The organism is Cloacibacterium rupense, from assembly GCF_014645495.1.
In the GTDB taxonomy this organism is placed as follows: domain Bacteria; phylum Bacteroidota; class Bacteroidia; order Flavobacteriales; family Weeksellaceae; genus Cloacibacterium; species Cloacibacterium rupense.
Window position 1 is genome coordinate 275,795 of record NZ_BMLV01000002.1, and the last position, 25,333, is coordinate 301,127.

Sequence of the window (25,333 nt, forward strand, 5' to 3'; positions counted from 1 at the left end):
ATTTCTTTGGGTGAATTTCTTTCTATTGTTTTCAAAATCCTTATTTTTGGTTAAAGTTTCAATAACTTTAGACCCAAAACTTTAGACTTCAAACAAAAAATGATAAAAACAGATGTACTCGTCATAGGCTCAGGAATTTCGGGGCTTTCCTATGGCATTAAAATTTCTGAAAAATTACCAGATGCCAAAATCACCATCGTCACCAAAGCCGAAGAAGACGAAACCAATACCAAATATGCACAAGGAGGATTGGCTGTAGTGATGGATTTTGATACCGATAATTTCCAAAAACATATCGACGATACCATGAGAGCAGGAGATTATGAAAATAATCGTGAGGTGGTAGAAATGGTGATAAAAGAAGGGCCAGAACGTTTCCGTGAGATTGTAGAATGGGGTGTGAATTTTGATAAAAAAGAAGACGGCGAATACAAACTGGGTAGAGAAGGTGGCCATACAGAATTTAGAATTGTACATCACAAAGATATTACTGGTGCCGAAATTGAGCGTGCACTTTTAGAATATTGTAATAAATCTGAAAACATAGAAATTCTTGACTATCATTACGTTATCGATTTAATTACCCAACATCACATTCCGAATAAAACTTTTGATAAAGACAATTTGAACTGTTATGGAGCGTATGTTCTAGACCAAAAAAACAAAAAAATAAAGAAAATCACCTCCAAAGTAACCATGGTAGCCACTGGCGGCTGTGGTCATGTTTATAAAAACACCACCAATCCTATAATCGCTACGGGAGACGGAATTGCTTTTGTACATAGAGCCAGAGGTAAAGTTTCTAATATGCAATACATTCAATTTCATCCAACTGCTATGTATTCTAAACGAGACGGAATGTTGTTTCTAATTTCCGAAGCAGTGAGAGGTGATGGCGCAAAACTTCGCTTAAAAAATGGCGAAAAATTTATGCATAAGTATGACGAGAGAGAAGAATTGGCATCCAGAGATATTGTGGCTAGAGCTATTGATAACGAAATGAAAATTTCGGGTGACGAATTTGTAGGTCTAGACTGCCGAGAAATGGACAAAGAAAAATTCGTAGAACATTTCCCCAATATTTATCAAAAATGTATGGATGAAGGTATAGACCCATTCAAGCAACTGATTCCTGTAGTGCCAGCAAGTCATTATTTGATGGGAGGAATTGTGGTGGATAAAGACGGACAATCTTCTATCAAAAATCTTTTTGCGGTAGGAGAATGCACCAATTCTGGGTTACACGGCGCTAACAGACTAGCTTCCAACTCCTTACTAGAAGGATTGGTTTTTGGACACAATGCAGCCATGAAAACCGTAGAATTATTAAATATTGACGAATTTAATTACTTTGACTTGCAAAACGTACCTGAATGGAATGATGAAGGAATGAAAGTAATGGAAGAAAAGGTACTGATTACCTACCTTAGAAAACAACTTCAGGAAATGATGAGCGACCTAGTAAGCATTGTAAGAAGTAATGACCGATTGAAACTGGCACAAAAAAAACAAAAAGAAATCTTCGAAGCGGTAACGGAATTGTATAATTATTCTGTGATTTCGCCAGAGCTTTCAGAATTAAGAAATCTGGTGAATGTATCTTACCTCATCATCAAAAATTCTTTAGAAATGACGGAAAACAAAGGTGCATTTTATAATAAGGATTTTGTGAAAAATTAATTTTTCAATCAAATGAATTTATCTTCCCCTGAATACAAAACCTGGATTTTTGAATTAAAGCAAAAAATTCAGCAAAGCCAAATTAAAGCAGCCATAAAAGTAAATTCTGCTTTAATAGAAATGTATTGGGAACTAGGAAAGAAAATTTCCGAAAGAAATTTTGAAAACACTTATGGCTCTGGATTTTTTAGACAATTAAGTAATGACTTAAAAAAAGAATTTCCTGAAATTAAAGGGTTTTCTGAAACTAATTTGAAATTTTTTAAACGCTTTTATCTCTTTTATAGAAATGAGTTTACAAATCGTTACCAAGTTGGTGATGATTTTCAAAACACAGATAATCAATCAATTAAGGAAATTAAACAAATTGATAACGAAAACACAAGTCTCCAACAGCTTGTTAGAATTTCAGAAAATATAAATCGTCAACAACTTGTTAACGAAACTTTCGAAAAACTATTTTTAATTCCTTGGGGACATCATATACAAATCTTAACCAAATGTAAAACAACAAAAGAAGCCCTTTTTTACATTAATAAAACCATAGAAAATGGTTGGAGCAGAGCTGTTTTACTAAATATGATTTCAGGCAATTTATTTCAATCTCAAGGAAAAGCCGTCACCAATTTTTCTAAAACATTACCTGATTATCAAAGTGATTTAGTAAAAGAAACCTTGAAAGACCCTTACAATTTCGATTTTATTACCATTACAGAAAATTATAAAGAAAAAGAATTAGAAAAAGCATTAATAGATAATATTCAACAATTTTTGATTGAATTAGGAAGTGGCTTTGCTTTTGTAGGGAAACAATTTGAAATTACAGTAGCAGAAAAATCGTACTATATTGATCTGCTTTTCTATCACATCAAACTTAAAAGATATGTAGTAATAGAATTGAAAACAGGAGAACTCGAGCCAGAGCATGCAGGAAAATTAAATTTTTATGTTACTACCATTGACAAGCAATTGCGTGACGAAAGTGATAATGCAACTATTGGACTCATCATCTGTAAAACCAAAAATAATATTATAGCAGAATATTCTCTTACTGATTTGCACAAACCTTTAGGTATTTCGTCTTATGAACTTAAGAAAATTTTGCCTAAAAACTTTAAATCTTCTTTACCAAGCATAGAAGAAATAGAAAATGAACTCAAAAATTTATAATAAATGAAACGCCCAACTTACGCTACCGATAAAGCCTTAAAACAATTTATAAAATCTGCCTTGGAAGAAGACATCCAAAATGGTGACCACTCTACGCTATCTACCATCCCAGAAGATTTGGTACAAAGTGCCAAACTTTTGGTGAAAGAAGATTGTATCTTAGCAGGGGTAGAATTGGCTGAAATTATTTTCAAAACTTTTGATAAAAATTTGAAAATAGAAATCTTCATCAAAGATGGAGAAAATGCAAAAGTAGGCGATATTGCTTTCATTGTTACAGGAAAAGCACAATCTATACTCTCTACCGAAAGATTGGTTCTTAATTGTATGCAAAGAATGAGCGGCATCGCCACCCTAACTCACGATTGGGATTCTAGGCTTATTGGCACCAAAACCAAACTTCTAGACACCCGAAAAACCACACCTAATTTTAGAATTTGTGAAAAATGGGCAGTTGCTATTGGCGGAGGCACCAACCATAGATATGGACTGTACGACATGATAATGCTAAAAGACAATCATATAGATTATAACGGAAGCATCACCAATGCAGTGAAAATGACGCAACAATATCTCAAAAAAAATAAATTAAATTTAAAAGTAGAAGTAGAAACCAGAAATCTAACCGAAGTAGAAGAAGCTGCCCAACTTGCAGGCAAAGGAATTGATAGAATCATGCTAGACAATATGGATGTAAAAACCATGTCAGAAGCCGTAAAACTCATTAATGGCCGATGTGAAACTGAAGCTTCAGGTGGCATTATAAGAGAGCAATTGAACGATATTGCCCAAACAGGAGTCACCTATATTTCGGCGGGAGCACTTACCCACTCTGCAGAAAATATAGACCTGAGTCTCAAAGCAATAAAATAAAAAACACCCCAAACCACGCTCTAGAGCGTGGTTTTTGTGATTCGCAAAAAAAGTTAAAAATTTTAACATTGTGTTAATTTTAGTTAATGAAAAAAGTAGTATTTTAGCCGCATCAAGAAAACAACCTTAGAAATTATTTAAATTTATGAAAACCAACTATTTAGGAAAGTCAAGGCTTTCAGTTGTTATTGCTCTTACTGCTGCTACAGTAGCATTTGCGCAAACCGAAAAAGATTCTACAAAATCAAAAGACATTGACCAAGTGGTTCTTACAGGTGTAGCCGATATTGCAAAAGACAGAAAAACCCCTGTTGCAGTTTCTACCATTAAAGAAGCTGTTATTGTAGAAAAACTAGGGAACCAAGAATTTCCTGAAATTTTAAACACTACCCCATCAGTGTATGCTACTAAATCAGGAGGTGGTTTTGGAGACTCAAGAATTAACGTAAGAGGTTTCGACCAAAGAAACACTGCGGTTATGATTAACGGGGTACCTGTAAACGACATGGAAAATGGTGCTGTTTATTGGTCTAACTGGGCTGGTTTATCAGATGTAACATCAGCTATGCAAGTACAAAGAGGTTTAGGTTCTTCTAAATTAGCAATTGCTTCTGTAGGAGGTACAATTAACGTATTGACAAGATCTGCTGATAAAAAACAACAAGGTAATATCACTTTAGGAATTGGAAATGACGGATACCACAAAACTTTATTTTCCTACAACACAGGGAAAGGTGCAAAAGGATGGTCATCTTCTTTCTTAATGAGTAGAACTGCTGGTTCTATGTATGCAGACGGAACAGAATTTGAAGGATATAACTATTATTTCGCATTAGGATTTAATCCAAATGCTAAGCATGACTTCCAATTTACCATTACAGGAGCTCCACAATGGCACAATCAAAGATCTTTTTCTCCTAAAATTGAAAACTATCTTAAATATGGAAAAAATGGAGAGCCTAATAGAAGATATAATGAAAACTGGGGGTATTTAAGTGGTGAAGAGTTTTCTTACACTAGAAACTATTATCATAAACCAGTAATGTCATTAAACTGGGATTATAAAATATCTAGTGCTACCAAATTATCTACCGTAATCTATGCTTCTTTTGGTAGAGGTGGTGGTACTGGTACTGTAGGATCTACAAGTGGTATAGAGAAATATAGACTTGCTGATGGTACAATTGACTTTGACGGAATATACCTATTTAATAAAGCAAATAACTCTGCTGCTCTTGCTAGAAGATCTTCTATCAACTCACACAACTGGCTTGGAGCTATTTCAAGTTTAAACCACAAAGTAAATGACAACTTTAATTTCACTATTGGGGTAGATGGCAGATATTACAAAGGTCTTCACTACAGAGTTATGAGTGATTTCTTAGGAGCTAGTTCTTACAATGATAAAACAGACATCAATAATCCTAACAGAGTTATCATAGACGCTTATTCAGCCAGTCCAAATTGGAACCCTTTTGGCGGAAAAACTGACGAAACAAAAATAATGTATAACAATGATGGTATTGTCAACTGGATTGGTGGTTTCGGTCAGATGGAATATAATATTGGTGGATTATCCGCATTTGCACAAGCTTCTGTTTCAAACCAAGGTTTCCAAAGAGTTGATTATTTCTTATATACTCCTGAAAACCAAAAAACCAAAACCGTTAACAAAATTGGTTACAATGTAAAGGCTGGTGCTAATTACAACATCAATAGCCACCACAATGTATTTGTAAACGGAGGATACTACGAAAGACAACCATTCTTTGGCGCAGTATTTTTAGATAATACAAATAAAATTAATCCTAATTTAGAAAATGAAAAGGTAATGTCTTTTGAATTAGGATATGGTTTTAGATCTAAATTCTTCAATGCAAACGTAAACTTATACAACACAAGTTGGGGAGATATCTTTAAGAGAGTTACTTACAGACCATCTACCGTTACATATTATGCAAACGTATTAGGAATCAAGGAAATCCATAGAGGAATTGAATTTGACTTCACCGCAAAACCAATTAATAAATTATCTGTAAATGGAATGTTCTCAATCGGTGATTGGTACTATGACAAAGATGTAGAAGCGACCTTTATAGATGATGCTACTAACCAAGTGGTAGGACAAGGAACTCTTAAAATCAAAGACCTTAAAGTTGGAGACGCTGCTCAGTTCACAGCTGCTCTAGGTGTAGACTATGATGTGACCAACTGGTTAAAAGTGGATGGAACTTATAGATTTAATGATAATTTATACTCTGGTTTTGACCCTGCAACCAATTTGAATAAAAATGTTCCAGCAGTTAAATTACCATCTTATGGCCTATTAGACCTTGGTTTATCTCTTAGATTTAATATGAAAAACAACAATTCTGTAGGTTTCAGATTCAATGTAAACAACGTATTGGATGAAACTTATATTTCTGACATGAGAACAAACATCAACGTAAGTTCTTCTACTAAAGCAACTTACAGAGGTATTGACGTTGCTAACCAAGCTTTCTTTGGTTTTGGTAGAACATGGAATGCTTCTATTTCATACAAATTCTAATCAAAATCTTTTATGATACAATCCCGGCTTAACAGTCGGGATTTTTTTTTGTGCATATCTCAAAAATGATTAGTATTTTTGTGTGAATTTCAATGGACTATGATGATAGTGAAAAAATTCAACAAGCTCCCCCTAAGATTGTTCTTCAATCTTATTTTTTTCTCTTTGAACTCTCTTTTTTTAATTGCGCAAAACACAACGTCTCTTTCAAAAGATGAGCAAGTTTTAGACAACAAATTATCACTGCTGAAAACCGAAATATTAAACAATGCAGAAAAAGATAAACTCCCTATCTACACCACCACTTTTTCTACTCTAAAACCATTGATAGAAAATTCTACGCTCTATAAAACATTCCAAAAAATGCCCAAAGGCGCTTTACTTCACAGCCACAGCGGAGGAATTACAAATGCCGAATGGTTGATACATAAAGCGGCAGCCTATGAAAATTGTTATGTTTTTACAGATACCAATCAACAAAAACACCCCTTTGGTCAATTGATGATTTTTAAAGAAAATGAAGTTCCTAATGGTTTTATAAAATTGAAAGATTTTTTAAAAAATGACAGCAATGCCAAAGAAAAACTGCTTCAATTACTCACTTTAAAAAGAAATAATCTTTCAGAATACATAGATTATTGGGTAGAATTTGAAAAAAGATTTCAAAGAATAGGAAGTTTACTTACCTACCGCCCGATTTTTAAGGAATATTACCAAGAAGCCTTCCAAGAATTGATAAAAGACCATGTGCAACATGTAGAAATAAGGTATATTTTCGGGCAATTATTTGATGATGAAAGACAAGATTATCCGATAGAAACCGCTGTTTTTGACTTAAAAAAAATAGAAAAAGAAATCCAGAAAACTCATCCTGAATTTACTGTAAAAATTATTTATACCAGCTTGAAGTTTTTAGACAAAACCATAGTAGAAAAAGAATTAGAAAAAGCTTATCAACTCAAAAAGAAATATCCAGATTTTATTACAGGGTTTGATTTGGTCGCAGATGAGGCTAGCGGAAATTCTGTAGCTTATTTTAACCCTCTTTGGAAAAATATGAAAAATCTAGAGAAAAAATACAGAGTGAAACTTCCGCTTTATCTTCACGCTGGCGAAAGTTGCAGCATTCACAACCACAATATTTCTGAAATTCCTCTGGCAAATAACAGAAGAATAGGTCATGCTCTGAACCTTATCTATTTTCCAAAACTGATGGAGCAAGTGAAGCAAAAACAAAATTTGATTGAAGTAAGCCCTATCAGCAATCAAACATTAGGCTATGTAAGCGACCTAAGAAACCACCCTGCAAGAGTACTTTTGGCCAACAATGTCAACATTTCCATCAATAGTGATGACCCTGGTGTTTTCGGGTATGATGGCCTTTCTTATGATTTTTGGATGGCTTTTATGAATTGGGATTTAACGGTAAAAGATTTAAAAAAATTAATTTTTAACAGCATAGAATTCTCTTCTTTGAATACTTCGGAAAAGCAAAAAGCAAAATTACATCTTCAAAAAGAATGGAATGCTTTTGTTAAAAATTCTATTCAATAGATTTTATAAATCGATTATTAAGCTTTTGTAATCTACAGGCGGTTTGTGATATTTTTATATCTTTGCATTTCAAAAACTTATATATGGATTTACACAACGTTTTTTTACACGCTCATAGAGGATTTGCTTATCTTATTTTATTAATTGTTGCATTATTTATTATTTCACTTTTGGCTGTTATGTTCGGCTATTCTGGTAAAATCAATAAATTATTGAGAAAATCTACTCTCTTTACCATGATTTTCTTCCATACCCAATTTTTAATCGGGTTGGCAATGCTACTCTTTGCCTCTAGTTTTATGAGCATTATCAAAGCTAACGGTATGGGATTCATTATGAAAAGTGCTGATTTAAGATTTACATACATAGAACATCCTTTTTCTATGTTGGTAGCAGCAGTTTTATTAACCATTGCCAATAAAAAAATCAAACAAAACGAAACCATGAATTTTGCGATTGTCATTCTTTCGGCAATTGCTTTAGCATTATTTTTCTATGCATTTCCTTTTGCAAAATTATTTAACACTTAAATAAATATATATTAACCTTTAATTTTTAATTACAATGAAAATCGCAGTAGTAGGCGCAACGGGTATGGTTGGCCAAGTTATGTTGAAAGTATTGGAAGAGAGAAATCTTCCTATCACCGAGTTAATTCCAGTAGCATCAGAGAAATCTGTAGGTAAGAAGGTTAGTTATAAGGGCAAGGAATTTAGCATCGTTTCAATGGATACCGCGATTTCTATGAAACCTGAAATTGCCATTTTTTCGGCAGGTGGTAATACTTCTTTAGAGTATGCTCCTAAATTTGCAGAAGTAGGGACTGTTGTTATTGACAACTCTTCTGCTTGGAGAATGGACCCTACTAAAAAATTGGTAGTTCCAGAAATCAATGCATCAGAATTAACTAAAGAAGACAAAATTATAGCAAACCCGAACTGTTCTACCATCCAAATGGTAATGGTTCTGAATCCGCTACACAAAAAATATAAAATTAAAAGAGTAATTGTTTCTACTTATCAATCTGTTTCTGGTACAGGTAAAGCTGCTGTAGATCAATTAAATGCAGAAATTGCTAATGCAGTAAACCCTGGTTCTGTAGAAGTAAATGCAGTATACCCTTATCAAATTTTCAAAAATGCATTGCCACAATGTGATGTTTTTTATACTGATGATTACACCAAAGAAGAATTAAAATTAATGAACGAACCTAAGAAAATTATGGGAGATGATTCATTAAAAATCACTGCAACTGCGGTGAGAATTCCGGTACAAGGGGGTCACTCAGAAAGTGTAAACGTAGAATTTGAGAATGAATTTGACTTAGCTGAAGTGAAAGAAATTCTTGCTAATACACCAGGAGTAGTTCTTCAAGACGATGTAGAAAATAAAGTTTACCCTATGTGTTTCTACTCAGAAGGCAAAGACGAAGTTTTTGTAGGAAGAATAAGAAGAGATATTTCTCAGCCTAACACTTTGAACTGCTGGATTGTAGCAGACAACCTAAGAAAAGGAGCTGCCACCAATGCAGTACAAATTGCAGAATACTTAATCGCCAACGGTTTGGTTTAAAAAAAATGCTCACAAAATTTGTGAGCATTTTTTGCCTTAAAAAATACTATTAAAATGTTTCTTTTTCGGTGGCGGCTGCGCCGCCACCGAAATTTTTCTAAAAATATTGATGATGACAGCCTCTCTACAAAAACCAGAAAAATCTAGGCTTACTTTTCAGAGAAATGTAGCTATAATAGGTGTTATCCTTTTCATTGGCAAACTCATTGCTTGGCATCTCACCAATTCAGATGCGGTATTTTCTGATGCTATGGAGAGTATCGTCAATATCATCTCTGCATTTATGGGACTTTACTCTCTTTATCTGGCGGCACAACCCAGAGATGAAAATCATCCTTATGGCCATGGTAAAGTAGAATTTGTTACTTCGGGCGTAGAAGGTTCTCTCATTATTTTTGCAGGAATTATTATTATTGTAGAAGCGGCAGATAGTTTACTACATACCAATGCATTGAATAAATTAGATTACGGTATTTTCATTGTATTAGGAACTGCCATTGCCAATTACATTATGGGATATATTTCCATAGAAAAAGGGAAAAAAGAAAATTCTTTGGTTTTGATTTCATCGGGAAAGCATCTTCAATCTGACACCATTACCACATTTGGGGTAGTAGCGAGTTTAGTTTTGGTTTATTTCACCAAAATTTATTGGATAGATGCCGCAGTGGCTCTGATTTTTGGAACTTATATCATCTTTGTAGGATATAAAATCGTGAGAAAATCACTGAGTGGAATAATGGATGAAACAGACCCAGAACTTCTAAATGCTGTAGTAGAGGTATTGGCAAGAAAAAGAAAAAAAGAGTGGATAGACATCCACAACATGAAAATCCAACAATACGGAAGTGGACTTCACATTGATGCTCACATTACTCTTCCGTGGTACAATACCCTGAGAGACTCTCATCTTGAAATGGAAAACATAATCAAAACTTTGGTTGCCGAAACAGAAAGAAATGTAGAATTTAATTTCCATATGGACGATTGCAAACCTCACTCTTGCGAAATTTGCCAGTTAGAATGTTCCGAAAGACTACATCCTTTCAAAAAGAAAATAGAATGGACGGTAGATTCTATTTCTCAGGTTTCTAAGCATAATTTAGAAAACAACGCCTAGCTCTTCCCCAACTTCTTTCGATAATAGAAAATAGGAATAATCAACAGTAAAATAATGGGTTGAATGACAAATCTCCTCACAGAAAACGTAAATAGATAACCAATCTCCATTTTACTGTACAAACACCACAGATAAATCGGGAAGAAAAATAAAAAGGCGACTGTCATTAGCACAACTGCTTGTATCGTCCATTTTTTATTTAAAAACATAAAATGAACTACAATAGCCGAAAAAATAAGATTTAAAGCAAATCTAAAAACATGGCTGAACATTAATTTCCCCCAAATAAAATCGGGAACTTGCGCTACTTTATAATCTGCTTTGAAAAATTCTAAAAAAGGGTCATAGAAAATCTTGTCTTCTAAAAAACGAACAGAAATTAAACCAAAAATCCCTGCTAAAACCAATATCCAATTTAAAATTTTCATTTTAATAACACTTTTTATTGCCCAGAAACTATGTGTTTTTGGTCAGTTTTTAGAACAAATTGATTAACCCAAACCAACCAAAGCAGCACTACTCCACCATAAATAATCGCAGGAAAAAAATAATCGTGTGCTGGCTTGGTAAGACTATTATACTCAATCACCACCACATTGAGCACATAAATTCTAAACAAATTAAGGACATATAAAATCACCAATCCAGCAAAAGCAAACCAAATTGTTTTAATGCCTTTATAAAAAGCAAAAATAAACGCCAAAAACAGAATCATCACAGAAACAGCATTGCACCCTTCTACCATTCTAGTAGCAACTTTCCCGTTAATGTAAAATTGTATGGTTTCGTAATATGGAAAATCTTTGGTGGTGGTTTCAAAACCTGTCTTGTTGAGCAAAAATGCACTTTGGTCAGAAATCAATCTGGTAATAGCGTCGATGTCGCCTTTGTATTGATTCAGAAAAAGTTGATACAACAAAAAAAGAACCAACCAAATTCCTAAAAATCTCAGAAGAATGAATAATATTTCCTTAAAATCTTTCATATCTCACAAAAATACAGAAAATACTTTTTCAAATCATTATCTTTGCTTTAGAATGACCAGATTAGAAACCTCACAACTTTTTTTAGAAGAATTTTTAGGCAAAAAGTCTGAAGATTTTGTGGCATTACCTGCAAGTGGTTCTGCCAGAATGAATTTTATTGGAAGTTCTTCCTCCGAAAAATTTGTCATTACCTACAACGAAAATCTTCTCGAAAACGAAGCTTTTTTTTATTTTTCTGAAGTTTTTTCTGAGCTAAAACTCAACACCCCTAAAATTCTTAAAATCAATGAAAATCGCAATCTCTACATTCAAGAATTTTTAGGAGACCAAACACTTTCTGAATTAATAGCCAAAGAAGGAGAATCTGACCGTACAAAAAATTTGGTAAAACTAACCTTAGAAAAGCTTTTCCACCTACAAAATGTCACTCAAAATAAAATCGACTTTTCCCGAACTTTTGAGTACGAAAAGTATGATGAATTGCCTATAATCCACGATTTGTACTACTTCAAAAATTTTTTGGTAGATGTTCTAGAAATTCAGTATCACAAATCTTCTTTGCTTAAAGAATTTAAACAAATTGCTCATAAAATAGAGAACCTTCAACCACTGCGGTTGATGATTAGGGATTTCCAATCAAGAAACATTCTCGTAAAAGAAAATGAAGTTTTTTTCATTGATTATCAGTCTGCCATGAAAGGTCCAGCAATGTACGATGTGGTTTCATTTTTGTATCAAGCCAAAGCCAATTTTTCTGAAAAATTGAAAATTGAAATGTTAGAATTTTACTTTTCATTTTATTCTAACGAAGAAAAAGAAGCTTTAAAAGAAGCTTTAAAATATTGCAAACTCATTAGGTTTATACAAGTTTTAGGAGCATATGGTTTCCGAGGATTAATCCAAAGAAAACCTCATTTTATAGCAAGTCTAGACCAAGGCATTCAAAATCTGGTAGAATTTGCGAAACAAGAAAAAGAAATTAACCTTTATCCAGAGTTGAAAAATTTAATTCTAAAACTCAATTCTGAGGAAAGTAAAAACAAAATCCAAAAGATGTCAAATTAAACCTAATTGGTAAAAAATAAAATTAATTTAAAAAAATGGAAAATAAACTCAACATATCTATCTACAGTTTTTCTTACAAAAAAGGAGGAATACCAGAAGATAACAGCGGAAATGGTGGCGGCTTTGTCTTTGATTGCAGAGGAATTTTAAACCCCGGAAGAATAGACGAATACAAACCACAAACAGGAAATGACAAACCCGTACAAGAATTTCTAGAAACAAAAACCGAAATGCCCAATTTCATTAAATTGATTAAAGAATTGGTGAGCATTACCATCAATGATTATATTGACCGTGGTTTTGAGCACCTTCAGATTTCCTTCGGGTGTACTGGCGGACAGCATCGTAGCGTATATTGTGCCATTAAACTAGGTGAATTTTTACAAGAAAAATATCCAGAATTGGTGAATGTAACCGTTACTCATAACGAACAGCCTCAACTCAATTAATCAATGATAATTGATAAACAGGTTTTATTATCAATCATTTATCAATAATCTTTCATCAATTATGATAAAAAAAGCACTCATCTTTGCAGCAGGAAAAGGAACTCGACTAAAACCTTTTACAGACCATCACCCAAAAGCTTTAGCGGTGGTAAATCATGTTCCTCTTTTGGAAAGAAACATTAAATATCTACAAAGTTTTGGGATTAATGAGTTTGTGATTAATGTGCACCATTTCGGAGAACAAATCATCGATTTCTTATATAAAAAAGAAAATTTCGGAGCCAAAATTGACATTTCAGATGAAAAAGACCAACTCTTAGAAACTGGTGGTGGCTTAATTTTTGCTAAAAAATACTTAGAGAACGAAGAAAACTTCATCATTATGAATGCTGATATTCTCACAGATTTGGATATCAAAGCATTGATAGGTTTTCATCTTTCTCATCAAAATATAGCTACTTTGGCTGTTTCGGATAGGGCAAGTTCCAGAAAATTACTCTTTAATGATGAAATGATTCTGAGAGGTTGGGTAAACAAAACCACAGGCGAAACCAAGTTGGCAGAACACAATCATAATTTCAAAGAATTGGCATTCAGTGGAATACATTGTATAAATTCTGCTATCTTTGATAAAATAAAAAGAACTGGAAAATTCTCCATAATGGAAGAGTATCTAGATTTGATGTTTGACCAACATGTGCAAGGTTTTACGCATAACGCCAAACTAATCGACGTTGGAAGACCAGAATCTGTTGTAGAAGCAGAAAAATACTTTATTTAGCTTGGCATCTGGGAAAAATTCAAAAAAATTAAGAAGTAAAAAAATACAAGTATGATAGACGATAACGCATCAGAAGAAAAAAGATTACAAGAAAGTTTCAGACAAAAAACTTGGGACGAAACCGTAACCAAAGATTCTTGGATGGTTTTTAAAGTAATGTCTGAATTTGTAGATGGATACGAAAAACTTGCTAAAATAGGGCCTTGTGTTTCTATTTTTGGGTCTGCTCGCTTGAAGCGCGAAGACAAATATTATAAAATGGCGGTGGATATAGCCAAAAAAATCACCGAAATTGGTTTTGGTGTCATTACTGGCGGTGGTCCTGGTATAATGGAAGCTGGTAATAAAGGAGCCAAAGAAGGAGGCGGAAAATCTATCGGTCTAAATATAGAACTGCCTTTTGAGCAACACTTCAATCCTTATATTGACAAAAGCTATACGATGGATTTTGATTACTTTTTTGTGAGAAAAGTGATGTTTGTAAAGTATTCTCAAGGATTTATCGTTTTGCCAGGAGGTTTTGGTACTTTAGATGAACTATCTGAAGCTTTAACGCTTATTCAGACACACAAAATTGGCAGATTCCCAATTGTTTTGGTAGGTTCTGACTTCTGGAGCGGACTGTTAGATTGGTTCTCTAACACCTTGCTCAAGAATGGCTTAATCGCAGAAGGTGACCTCAGTTTATTTAGAATTGTGGATACCGCAGATGAAGCCGTTGCACACATCAAAGCATTCTATGATAAATACTCTGTAAGTGTTAATTTTTAAATTTTGGCATAAGATTTGACAATTTTTAATACATTTGAACGTATAATATTCCAAAAATGGAATTTAAAATTAGAAATAATGAAAAAAATAATCGGTATAATAGCAATAGGTCTACTTTTAATCAGCATGAGTTTTGTCTTATCAGATTTTTACTCTTCTATGACCAAAGTAGATTATGTAGAAGGTAGTAAAACCTTGAAATTTAGTACTAAATTAAATTCTGAGCACATTTCTCAGGTTTTAAAAATCAACCCTTCTACTACAGCTTTTGAAGCAGAAGTGAAAAAATATGTTAACAACCACATAGAAGTTTATGTGAATGGTCAGAAGAAGGCCTTAACCTTTACTGGTAGTCAAGTAAATGGTGAAACAGCTTGGGTTTACTATGAAGCGAGTGGGGTCGCTGATATTTCTAGCATCAGGATAAAAAACAATATTCTGTTTGAGGCTTTTCCTAAGCAAATGAACTTAGTAAATATTGCGTATAAAGGTGCACAAAAAAATATGACCTTTATGAAGGGTAAAGAAGTAAATGAAGTGAGTTTTTAAAATATTAGAAACATTTAAAAACGGAAATCCATTGCTGAAAGTAATGGATTTTTTTTGGAGAAACAATAATGTGATAAGCAGTTATAAGGAGCTTTTAAATAAAGTCATTTAAACAATCTCCACCCAAACTTTAGTTAGGTATAACAAAAAAGCAGCCCCAAAATTCGGAGCTGCTTATATTCAAAAAGTTTACCTGAAGTTTATTTGGAACCCTTTACTGCGAAATTATCAACCTCCCAAGTAGTGGATGATCCCGATACAGAAGTGTATTTAAAAGCTACTACAATATCTTTTCCTTTGTAAGAACTGATATCTACTTTACCAGAATTTACAAATCCTGCAAAACTAGCTAAATCAGTATCTAGCGCAGGATTAGTTTTAGTCCAGTTGGTAGAAGAAACAGCACCTGTATAATTGTCAGTAATATATACTTCAAGAGGATTTCCAGAGTATCTACCATCTGTTTCGAAAGAGAAGAACACTTCTTTGTAAGTACTAGGAACATTGATTTTTTTAGAAATTAACCAATCTTCATTTGCAGAACGTGCTCCATCCATAATGGCACTAGGAGCAGGATTACCAAAAGTGGTGGTAGACCAAATTTGAGTTCCAGAAACATTTACTGCTGTCCAATTAGATAGTGAAGCAAAAGAATCAGAGAAGATCGTTTCATAGACAGGAAGTGTACCATCACACCTTACCCCATCTAAATCTGCATTTACTTGCTTAGGTATCCATAATTGATAATTTCCATTAAAAATGCTAAGGATTGCATAAACATCACCTTTGCCATTATCAAGAGTAGAACCTGCAAAAGAAGCAAAACTACTAGTTCTAAGAATAATTTTATTACCTGAACAATCTTCTAATGTTCTATTTGTAGTACTACCCGCGGCAAATGTCTTTCCTAAATCTGCGTCTATGAACTGAAGCCCTTTAATTTTAATCCATCTACCAACATCTGCAGTAGTAAGATTAGCAATTGTTTTCTCAGTTGCTACAACTGATGTAATAGGTTCATTAGAATCATAGAAGGCCTTATAAACATCTACCTCAGCAATTTGTCCAATATTTCCATTAAATGGCTGTCCAATTTGGAATTCACCTCCATTTACACCTATATATAAGTCTTTTAGTTTGATAATAAGATTTTTACCTACTTTAAATCTAGGATCTTGATAAAGATTAGTTTTATTAATATTTACTCTAATTCCTCCTGTAGCATCTTCTACATAAATGTACTTAAATAAATTACCGGTCTCATCGTTGGCAGTAACTTTTGCTTTTACGAAAAAATTGCCAGTGATTTGATTGAAATTACCAGTAGTGTAGAGTTGCTTAACTTCTGCCACTGTTTTGGCAGTAGCAGTAGCATCTAAGGTACAAGGATCACCAGCAATACCATCTTTTCTTGGGAAATTAGTCATTCCTTTTAGGTCTGAAACGTTATTGATAAATAATTGATAGGTAGAATTAAACTTACTAAGAATACCTATAAAATCACCTTTCCCTGAAGGTAATTTTTGATTGGCAAAAGAAGCAAAACCACTATTTCTAACTACACGTGTAGTAGCTGTAGTAGTGGGGTCATTAATCTGTCTATCTACCGTGTAACCATCTGGTGCATAATTAGAACAAAGAACTTTAGCGTCAAATTCTGCATTCTGCACTTTTACCAAACAACCAATATACTGGTCATTAGCGGTTTTCATATCTGCCAAGGTCATTACTTTAGGCGTAATCTCTACTTTAGCTGCACAAGATTTTAAAATGCTTGTAGGCACCATTTTTTCAGGAATTCTACCAAAAGTTCCATTGTCCATATATCCCAATTGTTTTACTCCACCATAAGTTCCCATGGCTAGGCCTTTAAGTTTTATATAGATCTTAGACCCTTGGGGATAGCTAGAATAGGTGCTTATAGCATCTACACTTAGCACAAATCCTTGTGTAGGATTAGCAGGATCATCTTGAATATAAATCGCCTTGTAAATATTGCCAGATTGGTCAGTAGATGATACATAACCTTCAATAACATCATCTGTTGTTATGGTTGTATTTTGTGCAAGATTTTTAGCCGCTGCTAGGGTTATGGTTGCTTTAAGGTCTTGGCAATTTCCAGATAAATCAGGCGCATTATACTTATCATCATGCACACAGCCAGTCAGAACAAATGCTGAGGCAAGGATGAAAAATCTTATGATTGAAAAATATTTTTTCATAATCTATGTTTAGAATTAAAATCTTAAATATACGTTTGCAAAATAGTTTCTTCCTCTATCATACCATAGTTTTGGCCCAAAATAAGGAACTGTTCTATTAATATCTGCTATCGCTTCAGGGAAGTTTACCAATCTTCCTTGTTCAAAACCTCCTGTAACGTAATTTCTATTGTTAAGAATATTGCTTACATTAAAGCTAATTCCCATTCTGTATTTGCCAAATAAAAATGATTTTCCAACGTTGGCATTCAACATAAATTGGTTGTCAAATTTTTTCTGTTGAGTAATTTGTTGAATTAACTCTGGAGTTGCTCCTGCGTAATTATCTCCAGTAGCAGGATCGGTATACATTACTTCGGTTTTATTAAGGGCTGTAAAATCTAAATATTGGTCTGCTAGATAATTTGCAGAAGCGCCAATCCACCAATATTTAGGAGAATTATATCTAATACCGAAAGATGCCGCTTTTTGTGGAGTTCCTGCAACTTTATATCCTTTGATATTAGCAGTTCCCCAAAATTCTTTTCCTCTATAACCACGCTCATCATCATAAGATGCTACATTTGGGGTATTAGATACTCTGTAATCACCATAACTTCCTACTGCTGTAACACTAAGGGTTGGTGTAACTTTTACTTCAGCTCCTAATTCTAACCCTTTATAAGTTTTATTTAAGTTGGTAAGAATTTCTGCTGCTAAAGCGTTTCCTTCATCTGTAGTCCCACCAGATATATCGAAATAATATCTAGAAAATTCCGTTGCCTTTTGTATGGCAGTATAGTATCCTGATAATCTTAATTTAAGAACCTGACCTCTCATGATATAGCTTAATTCATTTGAATTAATGTGCATGTTCTGAATTTCAGGAGTAATAAGATTCGTTGTTCTTGGATTTACAAAAATTTCATTTAATGTAGGTGCTAAAGTAAAGTATGCCCCTGTATAAACTAAGAAATTTTTACCATCAATTTTATACGTTACTTTTGCCTTCATACCAGCATCTGTGGTGTTATAAACATCGCTCTTTCCTTTAGATAAGTTTCCTGTAGCATAGAAATGATTTCTAAATTGACCTTCTCTATATGATTCTGAATAAGAAGAGAAAACAGAGGCTACTACATTCCATCTTGGTAAATCAATTTCAGTAGATAAATTAATAGAGTAGGTATTTTTATTTAGAATATAAGAGTATTGAGTTCTATCCCCTTCAAATACTTTAGTGTCTGATGCGTCTATATCATATGGTAAATCATTTCCAAAAGCATCCAAATTATTGGCAAATCTAGCACCAAGTAAATCTTTAACCCTTCTAAAGTTATCAGACCTTAAATTTTGATAATTTAAGTTCGCATTAAATTTCCAATTATCTCTTAATCTAGTGTCAAAATGAGAAATGACATTGATGGTCTTGTCTTTGTTTACATCTTCTACAACAGAGTAAACTGCTCCATTCTCTAGATTGTTAAAATTGGCTTGGTACAGAGATGTCCAATCTATTTGTGCTCTTTCTCTAAATTCATCTTCAGTATATATACCGTAACTAGGTAACTTTCTATAGTAGGTAGGATTAGGGTCCGCTGCATGAAACCAGTCCAATCTGCTCCTCGCATCACTACCTTGTTGATAAGAAACAGTAGTATTCAAATTAGAAACTTTTCCCATTTTCCAATAATGTGCAAGTTGGAAAATTGGCTCAAAAACATTTCTAATTCTAGAATTTCTTTTTTCTCCGTCTTGCCACCCCCAATATGAGTTGTAATTTTTACCCATTATATCGTAAGCTTCTTGCGTATTAGGACTATTAGAAGCTCTGTAAGTAGGAGAGCCGAACGCTGTCAAATTAATTGAATGTCTATCTCCCAATCTTTTTTCAATAGAACCAAAGTAGGCATAAGCATCTTGATAAGTCCCATCTATTACTCCATCATCCGCCCATCTTCTAGACCCTGAAAAAGAGAATGCCCAACCGTTTTTGAGTAACCCTGAATTGTAAGTAGCCATCGCTCTGTGGAAATAGCTTCTATTGGTAAGTGAATAAGCCAATGAAACGCCTTTTCTAAATGAAGAAGCTCTGGTGTTGTAATAAACAACTCCACCTAGATTACCAAAAGTATATTCTGAAGGATTAAGGTTATCTACATTTTCCAAAGGATATCTGGTTACATCATTTAAACCACCCCAATTACTAAAATCTATTCTCCCGTCATCATTTTTAGACATAGGCACCCCATTAAAAAGTACATCTTCAAAACGGTTATCTACTCCTCTTGGCCTAAACCAATAAGCGCCTAGCTCAAAAGCCGCTGCATTAGCAAAAGCATCTCTACCAGAAGACAATAAACCTACGGTAGGCTGCATAGAACTCTGGTCATCTTCTGCGGTGGCATCATCTAAAACCACAACCCCCAAATCACTAGTTGCCCCACTGTAAACATTAAGAACAATGGTCCCTAAATCCTTTCTCTTTTCACTCGCTTTAACATCAAAAGTGATAATTTTGTCCTCAAATCCAGGTTTAGAAATGGTAATTTGATAGTTTCCAGGTGTTACGTCTACAAACTGAAAATACCCAATTTTGTCAGCCTTCACATCATTTTGTGAGTCTTTCAAATCTACTTCTGCACTTTCTATCGGCTTACCGCTATTATCTTTAAGATATGCAAAAACGGTGGTCTGTGCATGAAGAGCTGAGAAAGAAAATATCCCAAAAACTGAGATAATTGATAATTTCTTAATCATAATTGTTAGTTATTTTTTCTTCATTTCAATAGACAACTATTGAACCTACAAATTTATACTAAATTTCTTATACTTTAACTTTTTTTAAATATTTTTCAATAAAAAATAGGTGTAATTTTTATCATATTTTTTTAATAATTGCAAAGCTAATATTGAATTATGATTTTTTCGGTTAATTATTTATTAATTAACATTTCAATACATTAATAAATTTTATCACATTGTATTGTGAAAAAGAATTAAATTTGTAATCCACAATTTTAAAAAATGAGAAAAATCCTAAGTTTCTTTGCTTTAGTTTTTTTATTAAGCACGGGCTACACCCAAGACAAAAAACAAATTCAAGTAAAAAGAGCTACCGTAGCTTTTTTAAATGTAGAAAACCTTTGGGACACCATCCCTTCAGCAGATTACATCGATGGAACCCTCCCAAAAAACAATCCTAAATTTCACAGAAGCGTCCCTATAGACTCTCTAAAATTCTTAGAAGTTACCGAAGATTACAAAGGGGAATGGAGTGATGATTTATTGATAGGCAAAAAGGTAATCAGACACCAAATCTTAGCCGATGACTTCACCCCAAAAAGCGCAAAAAACTACAACACCAAAGTGTATAACCAAAAAATAGCCAATGAAGCTAAGGTTATTTCAGAATTAGGACTTCAATACACCAAAACATTACCCGCTATTGTAGGGCTTATAGAAGTGGAAAACAGACAAGTAATACAAGACCTCATCAAGCATCCTCTTCTTGCAAAAGGCGACTATGACATTGTGCACTATAATTCTTATGATGCCAGAGGGATAGATGTAGGAATCATCTATCAGAAAAAAAGATTCACCGTTACAGAATCATACAAAAAAGAATTGCCCATTTTTAATGATGATGGAAAAAGAACCTATACTAGAGACATTCTAGTTGTTAAAGGATTGTTAGATGGCGAAAAAATTGCCGTTTTTATGAACCACTGGCCTTCTAGAAGTGGTGGTGAAGCTGCTTCTCAACCAAGACGTAATTTTGCTGCTAACGCCTTAAGAGAAGAAATGGATAAAATAAGAGCAGAAGAACCTGATAGAATTCTTATCTCTATGGGAGATTATAATGATGACCCTATAAGCCCTAGCTTGAAGAAATACTTACACGCAGTAGGAGATAAAAAAGAACTTTCTGAGGAATATCCGTACTACAATTATATGTACAAGATGTTTAAACAAGGGGTAGCTTCTCTAGGATATAGAGACGCCCCAAACCTTTTTGACCAAATTATTGTTTCTAAAAATGCAATCTCTGATACCTTGACCAAAAATTATTCAGTTTTTAAAGCAGAAGTATACGCTCCATCTTATTTAATAACCCCAGACGGACAATTCAAAGGCTATCCTTTCCGCTCTTGGTCTGGTGACCTATTTACGGGCGGATACAGTGACCATTTCCCTGCTTTTATTGTATTGCAAAAAGAATTTTCTAAATAAAGAATACATAAAATACAAGCACTTTTCTAAAAAACCACTTCTTTTGGAGTGGTTTTTGCTTTAGTTTACATAACTTTACCTTAACAAAACATCAGCATCATGAAAAAAATATTTTTTCTCTTCGCTCTATCTTTGGCTTTACTGAGTTGTACTTCACAAAATTCTGTCGCTAAAGACAACACCCAAAAATCTGAAATAAAACCTGAAAAAAATGAAGATGGTGAATGGGATTTGGATGTTTTAGACACAGATTATAACTACTTCTTGAATGCAGTAGCAAGACCTATGAGCATGTATACCGAATCTTACCTTAAAAGTAGAAATCAATTTTTAGTAAATGAATGGAACGCTTATTATATGTCTGGCAGATACAGAAATATTATAGAATCCTCTATAGATTATAATCCTAATGAGAATTATGGCTTAAAATTCGAATACAAACTCTACCAAGTCTTCGTCTATGTACAATGGAAATACAAACTGAGAATGCAAGGCCTAAGCGGCGCAGACGTTTTAAGATAAAAAAAGAGGTTCAGAAAATTCTGAACCTCTTTTTTAACCAATTATTTATTATAAAATTCTTCTACTTTATCCCAATTAATCACTTCGAAAAAAGCAGATACATAATCTGGTCTTCTGTTTTGGTAATGCAAATAATAAGCATGCTCCCAAACATCTAAGCCTAAAATAGGTGTGTTGCCACAACCAGAATTAGGCATCAAAGGATTGTCTTGGTTAGGGGTAGAACATACCGCTACACTGCCATCTTCGTTTTTGCATAACCATGCCCAACCAGAACCGAATCTAGTTTTAGCAGCATTAGAAAAATCTTCCTTGAATTTCTCAAAACCGCCATAAGCTTCTAAAGCAGCTTTTACATTTCCTACAGGCTCTTTGCTCCCTCCTGGAGTAAGAACTTCCCAAAAAAGAGTGTGGTTGAAATGACCACCACCATTATTTCTAATTGCAGGAACATCTACTGCTGTTTTGCAGATTTCTTCGATGGTTTTACCTTCGTTTTCTGTACCTTTAATAGCATTGTTTAAATTATCTACGTATGCCTGATGGTGCTTTGTATGGTGTATCTCCATTGTTCTTGCGTCAATGATAGGCTCTAGAGCATCATAGGCATAACCTAATTTTGGTAATTCGAATGACATAATTTCTAATTTTTTATTGCTTCAAAGATAATAAATCTTAAAAATAAATTCTTTACATTCTATTTTAAAAATTTTATATCGATGATTGATGAAAACAAACAGTCTATTAAATTAAAAAAGAACGTGCAAAAATACACGTTCTCTTCTCTATCGTTCGATAATTGATATTTTTATCTATTCATCGACATCAAAAACTCTTCGTTGCTTCTGGTCGTTTGCATTTGTTTTTGTACAAATTCCATCGCTTCTAGAGGATTCATATCGGCTAAATATTTGCGTAAAATCCACATTCTCTGTTGGGTAGTATCATCTAGAAGCAAATCATCTCTTCTGGTAGAAGAGGCTACCAAATCTACCGCTGGGAAAATACGCTTGTTCGATATTTTTCTATCCAATTGAAGTTCCATATTTCCCGTTCCTTTAAATTCTTCGAAAATTACTTCGTCCATTTTAGAGCCGGTATCAATCAAAGCCGTAGCAATAATGGTCAAAGAACCACCGTTTTCAATTTTTCTAGCTGCCCCGAAAAATCTTTTAGGTTTGTGCATCGCATTAGCATCTACACCACCCGAAAGCACTTTCCCAGAAGCTGGAGTTACCGTATTGTAAGCTCTGGCTAATCTGGTAATAGAGTCTAAAAGAATCACCACATCATGGCCGCATTCTACCATTCTTTGGGCTTTTGCCAAAACCAAATTCGCTACTTTTACGTGTTTATCTGCACTTTCATCAAAGGTAGAAGCTATCACCTCTGCATTTACACTTCTAGACATATCGGTTACCTCTTCTGGTCTTTCATCAATCAAAAGAATCATCATATACGCTTCTGGGTGATTGGCAGAAATAGAATTGGCAATATCCTTTAGCAACATCGTTTTACCCGTTTTAGGTTGGGCAACAATCATCGCACGTTGACCTTTACCAATTGGGGTAAACAAATCTACAATTCTAGTAGAAATAGTCGCATTTTTGCCTGCTAGATTAAATTTTTCTTGAGGGAAAAGTGGCGTAAGATACTCAAAAGCTACTCTATCTTTTATAAAATCAAGGTCTCTACCGTTTACTTCGATGGCTTTTTGAAGAGAGAAATATTTTTCACCTTCTTTCGGCAATCTCACCATTCCTTTTACGGTATCACCCGTTTTTAAACCGTAATTTCTAATTTGTTGAGTAGAAACAAATACATCATCTGGTGAAGAAATGTAAGAAAAATCTGATGAACGAAGGAATCCGTAATTATCCGGAAGAATTTCTAAAACGCCTTCTACTACCACTACATTATCAAAATTGAATTCCTTTTTGGCAGGAATTTCTTCTACAGCTTCATTTTGTTGTTGGTGGTTATTTTGTCCGTTTTGTTGCTGATTATTTTGATGGTTTTGGTTATTCTGATTTCCGTTTTGATGACGGTTTTTGTTTTTATTATTGTTGTTCTGTTGCTGCTTTCTTTGCTGATTTTGTTGATTCTGCTGGTTTTGTTGGGGCTGTTGTGGAGCAACAGGTGCCACATTTTCCACAGGTTTTTCTTCAGTTTTAACTTCTGCTATGGTTTCAGCAACAGGAGTTTCTTCTTTCTGAACTTCTACAGCAGGGGCAGAAACTCTTTTTCTTGGCCTTTTTCCAGCATTAGACTCTGCTTGAGGCTTTTCCTCAGATTTTGAAGCGATTTCAGTTTCTGCTTTAGCTTCTACAACTTCCGTTTTCACTTCAGATGGAGCTTTAGACGGAGTTTCAGATGGAACTTCAAATAGTTCTGCTGGTTTTTCTGTTTTCTTTTTAGGAGCAGCTTTAGGCTTAGCTTTTGAGGTCTTGGCCGCAGCAGGTTTTGGAGCGTTTTCTTCCATAGTAGTTTCGGTAGCGTTATAATATTCCTTGGCTTGTTTAGGATTAGAAGCCTGAAAATCTAGAATCGCAAATACAACTTCGTCTTTTGTACTGCTTTTAGGAATTTTAACGCCTAAATCTTTAGAGATTTTGGTCAATTCCGGTAAGGACTTTGACCTTAACGTTTCGATGTTAAACATAAAATATGTGAAATGTTGTAATAAATATAAGTAATTGTAAGTAAGAAAGTTGAATCGGGCGATTCTTCTTTATTTGAATTGTTACTATGCAAATCTACATTATTTTTGATAAAGTGCAAAAAAAATTTTATTTTTGCAGAGAAATGATACAGAGAATACAAACCATTTTCTTACTAATCGTAGTGATAGCGCAGGTTGTGCTACATTTTCAAAGTTTAGACGTAGAGCTTTTCGGAAGTTCTTATGTGGTGATTGCACTAGGTTTGGTGTCATTTTTACTAGCAATAGTATCTATTTTCAGTTACAAAAAGAGAGTAAGACAGATTTTGTTGAATAATATCAACATTTTCATAAACGCTTTGTTGACTGGTTTATTGATATATTGGCTACTAAATTTATCTGGAGGAATAGATTTTCCTGAGAAAGGTATTGAGTTGGCATTCCCTCTCATTTCTTTGTTTTGTTTGTTTATGGCAAACATCTTCATTAGAAAAGACGAGAAACTCGTAAAATCTGTAGACAGAATTCGATAAATCTTACCAACGATTTATTTTGAGTGAAAACAGTTTCGGAAACGAAGCTGTTTTTTTATGC

General features: G+C 33.9%; 22 protein-coding genes. 16 read left to right on the forward strand and 6 right to left on the reverse strand.

The window, feature by feature from the left end:
• Positions 1–99 precede the first annotated feature (99 nt).
• The 8 genes from nadB (at position 100) to IEW40_RS05275 (ending at position 10,520) form a co-directional block, all read left to right on the forward strand.
• Entirely contained in the window at positions 100–1,680 is a 1,581-nt protein-coding gene (gene nadB / locus IEW40_RS05240; protein ID WP_188617026.1) for an L-aspartate oxidase, read from the forward strand.
• 12 nt (positions 1,681–1,692) lie between these two features.
• Complete coding sequence (locus IEW40_RS05245; protein ID WP_188617027.1) at positions 1,693–2,850, forward strand: PDDEXK nuclease domain-containing protein; 1,158 nt, start codon at positions 1,693–1,695, stop codon at positions 2,848–2,850.
• Positions 2,851–2,853: 3 nt separating this feature from the next.
• Complete coding sequence (gene nadC, locus IEW40_RS05250) at positions 2,854–3,723, forward strand: carboxylating nicotinate-nucleotide diphosphorylase (RefSeq protein WP_188617028.1); 870 nt, start codon at positions 2,854–2,856, stop codon at positions 3,721–3,723.
• Between the two features lie 145 nt (positions 3,724–3,868).
• Complete coding sequence (locus tag IEW40_RS05255; RefSeq protein WP_188617029.1) at positions 3,869–6,274, forward strand: TonB-dependent receptor; 2,406 nt, start codon at positions 3,869–3,871, stop codon at positions 6,272–6,274.
• Positions 6,275–6,439: 165 nt separating this feature from the next.
• Positions 6,440–7,828, forward strand: a complete 1,389-nt coding sequence (locus IEW40_RS05260; RefSeq protein WP_229663388.1) for an amidohydrolase family protein — start codon at positions 6,440–6,442, stop codon at positions 7,826–7,828.
• An 83-nt stretch (positions 7,829–7,911) separates the two neighbouring features.
• A complete protein-coding gene (locus IEW40_RS05265; RefSeq protein ID WP_188617030.1) occupies positions 7,912–8,358 on the forward strand; it encodes a hypothetical protein in 447 nt (148 codons plus the stop codon).
• Between the two features lie 34 nt (positions 8,359–8,392).
• Complete coding sequence (locus tag IEW40_RS05270; RefSeq protein ID WP_188617031.1) at positions 8,393–9,400, forward strand: aspartate-semialdehyde dehydrogenase; 1,008 nt, start codon at positions 8,393–8,395, stop codon at positions 9,398–9,400.
• Between the two features lie 109 nt (positions 9,401–9,509).
• Positions 9,510–10,520, forward strand: a complete 1,011-nt coding sequence (locus IEW40_RS05275) for a cation diffusion facilitator family transporter (protein WP_373283773.1) — start codon at positions 9,510–9,512, stop codon at positions 10,518–10,520.
• On the opposite strand, the gene IEW40_RS05280 is transcribed toward IEW40_RS05275, so the two are convergent.
• Entirely contained in the window at positions 10,517–10,948 is a 432-nt protein-coding gene (locus IEW40_RS05280) for an exosortase F system-associated membrane protein (RefSeq protein WP_188617032.1), read from the reverse strand. The genes IEW40_RS05275 and IEW40_RS05280 overlap by 4 nt on opposite strands.
• Before the next feature lie 14 nt (positions 10,949–10,962).
• The gene (xrtF, locus tag IEW40_RS05285) at positions 10,963–11,505 is read right to left on the reverse strand and encodes an exosortase family protein XrtF (protein ID WP_188617033.1); all 543 of its coding nucleotides are present in this window, start codon (positions 11,503–11,505) and stop codon (positions 10,963–10,965) included.
• Between the two features lie 52 nt (positions 11,506–11,557).
• Here xrtF and IEW40_RS05290 point away from each other — a divergent pair, with 52 nt between their 5' ends.
• The 5 genes from IEW40_RS05290 (at position 11,558) to IEW40_RS05310 (ending at position 15,121) form a co-directional block, all read left to right on the forward strand.
• Complete coding sequence (locus IEW40_RS05290) at positions 11,558–12,571, forward strand: aminoglycoside phosphotransferase family protein (RefSeq protein WP_188617492.1); 1,014 nt, start codon at positions 11,558–11,560, stop codon at positions 12,569–12,571.
• Between the two features lie 35 nt (positions 12,572–12,606).
• On the forward strand, positions 12,607–13,020 hold the full coding sequence (locus IEW40_RS05295; protein ID WP_188617034.1) for a RapZ C-terminal domain-containing protein: 414 nt from the start codon (positions 12,607–12,609) through the stop codon (positions 13,018–13,020).
• A 61-nt stretch (positions 13,021–13,081) separates the two neighbouring features.
• Complete coding sequence (locus IEW40_RS05300) at positions 13,082–13,801, forward strand: nucleotidyltransferase family protein (RefSeq protein WP_188617035.1); 720 nt, start codon at positions 13,082–13,084, stop codon at positions 13,799–13,801.
• 51 nt (positions 13,802–13,852) lie between these two features.
• Positions 13,853–14,572: an LOG family protein gene (locus IEW40_RS05305; RefSeq protein WP_188617036.1), complete on the forward strand. Its 720-nt coding sequence runs from the start codon at positions 13,853–13,855 to the stop codon at positions 14,570–14,572.
• Positions 14,573–14,650: 78 nt separating this feature from the next.
• Complete coding sequence (locus tag IEW40_RS05310; RefSeq protein ID WP_188617037.1) at positions 14,651–15,121, forward strand: DUF6702 family protein; 471 nt, start codon at positions 14,651–14,653, stop codon at positions 15,119–15,121.
• 200 nt (positions 15,122–15,321) lie between these two features.
• Here the strand turns inward: IEW40_RS05310 and IEW40_RS05315 are convergent, their stop codons facing one another.
• On the reverse strand, positions 15,322–17,343 hold the full coding sequence (locus IEW40_RS05315) for a DUF5689 domain-containing protein (protein ID WP_188617038.1): 2,022 nt from the start codon (positions 17,341–17,343) through the stop codon (positions 15,322–15,324).
• Positions 17,344–17,358: 15 nt separating this feature from the next.
• The gene (locus IEW40_RS05320; RefSeq protein ID WP_188617039.1) at positions 17,359–20,082 is read right to left on the reverse strand and encodes a TonB-dependent receptor; all 2,724 of its coding nucleotides are present in this window, start codon (positions 20,080–20,082) and stop codon (positions 17,359–17,361) included.
• Between the two features lie 267 nt (positions 20,083–20,349).
• On the opposite strand from IEW40_RS05320, the gene IEW40_RS05325 reads away from it, so the two are divergent.
• A complete protein-coding gene (locus tag IEW40_RS05325) occupies positions 20,350–21,555 on the forward strand; it encodes an endonuclease/exonuclease/phosphatase family protein (RefSeq protein WP_188617040.1) in 1,206 nt (401 codons plus the stop codon).
• Between the two features lie 99 nt (positions 21,556–21,654).
• Positions 21,655–22,077, forward strand: coding sequence for a DUF6146 family protein (locus IEW40_RS05330; protein ID WP_188617041.1), 423 nt, complete (start codon positions 21,655–21,657; stop codon positions 22,075–22,077).
• A gap of 41 nt (positions 22,078–22,118) precedes the next feature.
• On the opposite strand, the gene IEW40_RS05335 is transcribed toward IEW40_RS05330, so the two are convergent.
• Both IEW40_RS05335 and rho read right to left on the reverse strand, forming a co-directional pair.
• Positions 22,119–22,715, reverse strand: a complete 597-nt coding sequence (locus IEW40_RS05335; protein ID WP_188617042.1) for a superoxide dismutase — start codon at positions 22,713–22,715, stop codon at positions 22,119–22,121.
• A 170-nt stretch (positions 22,716–22,885) separates the two neighbouring features.
• Positions 22,886–24,739, reverse strand: a complete 1,854-nt coding sequence (gene rho, locus IEW40_RS05340; protein WP_188617043.1) for a transcription termination factor Rho — start codon at positions 24,737–24,739, stop codon at positions 22,886–22,888.
• A gap of 143 nt (positions 24,740–24,882) precedes the next feature.
• On the opposite strand from rho, the gene IEW40_RS05345 reads away from it, so the two are divergent.
• Positions 24,883–25,272, forward strand: coding sequence for a DUF4293 domain-containing protein (locus tag IEW40_RS05345; protein WP_188617044.1), 390 nt, complete (start codon positions 24,883–24,885; stop codon positions 25,270–25,272).
• Positions 25,273–25,333 lie beyond the last annotated feature (61 nt).